Consider the following 3,216-nt stretch of genomic DNA (forward strand, 5'->3'; position numbering starts at 1 on the left):
GTTCATGGCCTGCCAGCCATAGCCGATACCAGCGCCAAAATAGGGATAGACCCAGTTGGCACCGATATCCATGTCGAACAGGGCGTTAGCCATCACGCCATAACCCTGCTGACGACCACCCGCCGCTGAAGGAAAGTAGCTGGACTTGAACTGCTGCAGGCGATTATTGCGGTAATTGCCCTCGACCTCGACGCGGAAGCCGTTGCCAAGCCCCCAGCCGACCGAGCCCAGACCCGTCACCCCGGCGTCATAATGGTCACGCCCGCTCGGCAGAACGGGTGACAGACGCACGGTCTGATCCTGATTGAAGCTCGCGCCACCGGAGCCTGCCACATACAGACCCTTCACAACCTGTGCCTGGGCTGGTGCTGCAGCGAGGCCGAAACCGACAAATCCGAAGCCGGCAAGCGCGGTCAGGTTCAATCCCTGTCGGCGCATGAGGCGGGAGAAGGATCCGACCACCTGCCGGACATCGTAAAACGGGCGGCAAACGGTCTCACCGCGCGTTCGGTGTTCCAGCGTCATATCGTCTTCTCCATCCTTTTCACGCGGCAGACTGAGAGAAGGCCAGTCTCCTGGCCGTCCGCAGCGATCTGAATGCCGTCTTTTCGCTGAACTGTCATCCCTGTGCAACGCATGTTTCCTGTCCCGGTGCGTTCACCATGTGAGGCGCTTCCTTCTTCCTGCACCGAGTGTGGGATGGCTGCAACACTCCCCTGTATTGTGCTGAGGGTGTTCAGGTGCCTGATGGTGCGGGTTCAGGCCATCCTGCCGGGCAGGATGGTCTCGATGGGCTCGGCCACATCGTGCACCGTGAATTCGAGAATCCATAAATCAGGATCGTAGCGTTTCTGGCGCTCGAGATACGCATCCAGGGCGCTGGCATCATCCATGGGGAGGCGTTCCCAGCCTTGCCCGAGGGCCGCGACGCGCAGAACAACCAGCTGGTTTTGCCTGTCTGTCAGGACGATCAGCAGGGCGCCTGCGTCCTCGTCGCCCTTCTTGAGCAGCATGGCCCCGTGGCCCTGCCCCTGCACCAGACGCATGAGCGCGCGTGCCCATAATCCTGTTTTCAGGCGAGCTTCCGTCATGGCGAGGCGTCGTCCATATCATCCGGCATGGCGGCGAGGGCAGCGCGATAGCTGTCCGGGAGGTGCAGGAGCATGGCGGCCGTGTCGAGATCGGCATCCGTGCCCAGGGCGGCAGGACAATGGCGGCGTATATCGAGAATGCGCGAGACGCTGACCGGGAAACGGATCTCGCGGCTGGCGCGCACCGTCTCGGCGTCCAGCAATTTGCCTTGCCCCAGAGCACTCAATTGCTGTTCGAGCGAAAGGGCCCCGCGTGAGGTGCAGATTTGTGGTGTGACACCCAGACCCTGAAGCGGCCACCCCAAAGGCGCAATCACGCGGCTCCATGTAACAAACAGCTCACCCCCGTCGGGCATCTGGCCAATGGCCTGCACCAGCCCCTTGCCCAGTGTCGCGCTGCCAATCACCACAGCCCGTCGATGATCGGACAGGGCCGCTGCCATGATTTCGGCAGCGCTGGCCGTTCGCCCGTCCACCAGCACCGTGATTGGCAGACCATGGGTCATATCGCCGCCCTGAACCGCCCATATGTGGTTCGATTTCGGGTCCCGGCCTTTTGTCACCACCGCAATGCCCTGATCGAGCACCAGAGCCGTCGCGGTGACGGCCTGCTGCAGCACGCCCCCGCGGTCGCCGCGGAGGTCAATGATTAGCCCTACGAGTTTCTTGTCTTGAAGGGCCTGGTCGATATTCTGGCTCAGTTCCTCAGCGGTGTCGGATGAGAACGAGGCGATCCGCATGACGGCAATATGGTCATGCCCGCTGGCGAAAACGGTCTGAGGGGGCACGATCTGGCGTTCCAGACGCATGATGGCGCCGTGATGCCCTGGATCGGCAAGAAGAAGCCTGACCTTGCTGCCCGGTGCCCCGTTCAGCCAGCCCTCAACCGTGTCCGCGTCCTGATTGCGCGTTGAATGGCCATCAACCGCCAGAAGTTTCTGCCCGATATTGGCGCCAGCTGCCCAGGCGGGGCCATTGGCATTGATTGCACCGATAACCAGCCCCGTTCCATCGCGCTGGAGAGAGAGACCCACCCCGGCCACATCGCCCGCACGGTTGGCCCGGTCATTGCCCGCGGGCGCAGGTGCAACATAGCGCGAATAGGGGTCGAGGTGATTGAACAGCTCGTCAAAAAAGCTCTGCAGCAACGCATCGCGGCCAGCACTTCTCAGTGCCGGTGAGGCACGCCACGCTGCATCCATGATCGACACAAGAACGCGGACCCATTCGCCAGTCTCGTTCTCTCCGGGCTCGCGGAATTCCGCAACGGTCTTCTGGCTCAGGCTCAGGCGGAGCGAAGCAGCTTCCTTCGGGCCGTGGGTCGGTTCCTCGATCGTGATCGACGGGTCGATCGCCGTCAGTCCGTCCAGTCCCCACAGACTATAGGTGCGGCTTGAGTGAGCATCGAGTGTCCTGGGCGTAAGGAAACGGAACGCGCTGGATAATACCGAAGACAGGAGCCCGGTATCGAGCGTTGAGTCCCCCTGTCCACCTTCTGGTTGCTGCGTCGTGCGGGTTGCCGTGACGGCAGCAGGTGGACCGGCCTGCGCCAACTCTGCCGGCTGAGGCCGTCTGGCACCCAGACGTGCGGCCTGGGCCGGTGTGATACTGGCCAGCATGGCTCCGGACAGCGTGGCCACGGCAACGGCCAGCCCCATTGCGCCCATAAGCCCTCGCGGGGGCGCGCCAGTCAGGAAAGGAACGTTGTTCAGAGCCGGTGACCTTGACCATCAGGGCGATGGCTTTCCCCATCGAGTGCCGCTTTAACGGTCCTGCCTGGACCGCGATAGGGAGCCTAACAGGGGGAGCGACGTTTTTGCCACGGTCTGTGGCACCAAAAACGCAAATTACGCGGCGTCATCACCATCTGTTGTCCCTGCAGCGCGTGATTTCCTTGCCGGTTTCTTAACCCCCTCTTTTTCAGGGGCTTTTTTCCCGGCTGACGTCGCCTTTTTGGCTGCCGGTTTCATGGAAGCGGCTTTTGGGGCGGCCTTCTTGCGTGGCGCGGCCTTTTCGGGCGCAGCGTCGCCCGACGCAGCCTTTGTCGTGGTCTTGCGCGTGGTCTTGCCCTTGGCCTTCAGGGGTTTCCCCTTTTCAGCCAGAAGCACCAGAGCCTCATCAAGGG

The 3,216-nt window shown here is 62.3% G+C and carries 3 protein-coding genes and 1 pseudogene; all 4 read right to left on the minus strand.

Annotated elements, in window-relative coordinates; translation table 11 throughout:
• Positions 1–438: pseudogene (locus tag P792_RS31590) on the minus strand (OmpA family protein); the annotation flags it as partial.
• A 320-nt stretch (positions 439–758) separates the two neighbouring features.
• A complete protein-coding gene (locus tag P792_RS31595; RefSeq protein ID WP_023979358.1) occupies positions 759–1,091 on the minus strand; it encodes a DUF1491 family protein in 333 nt (110 codons plus the stop codon).
• Positions 1,088–2,749: a S41 family peptidase gene (locus P792_RS31600; protein WP_023979359.1), complete on the minus strand. Its 1,662-nt coding sequence runs from the start codon at positions 2,747–2,749 to the stop codon at positions 1,088–1,090. The genes P792_RS31595 and P792_RS31600 overlap by 4 nt, the downstream gene beginning before the upstream one ends.
• Before the next feature lie 189 nt (positions 2,750–2,938).
• Positions 2,939–3,216: hypothetical protein (locus P792_RS38955; RefSeq protein ID WP_235075490.1), on the minus strand; the 278-nt coding region annotated here is incomplete at its 5' end.

Origin of the sequence: Asaia sp. SF2.1 (genome assembly GCF_000505765.1) — a bacterium.
Lineage (GTDB): Bacteria > Pseudomonadota > Alphaproteobacteria > Acetobacterales > Acetobacteraceae > Asaia > Asaia bogorensis.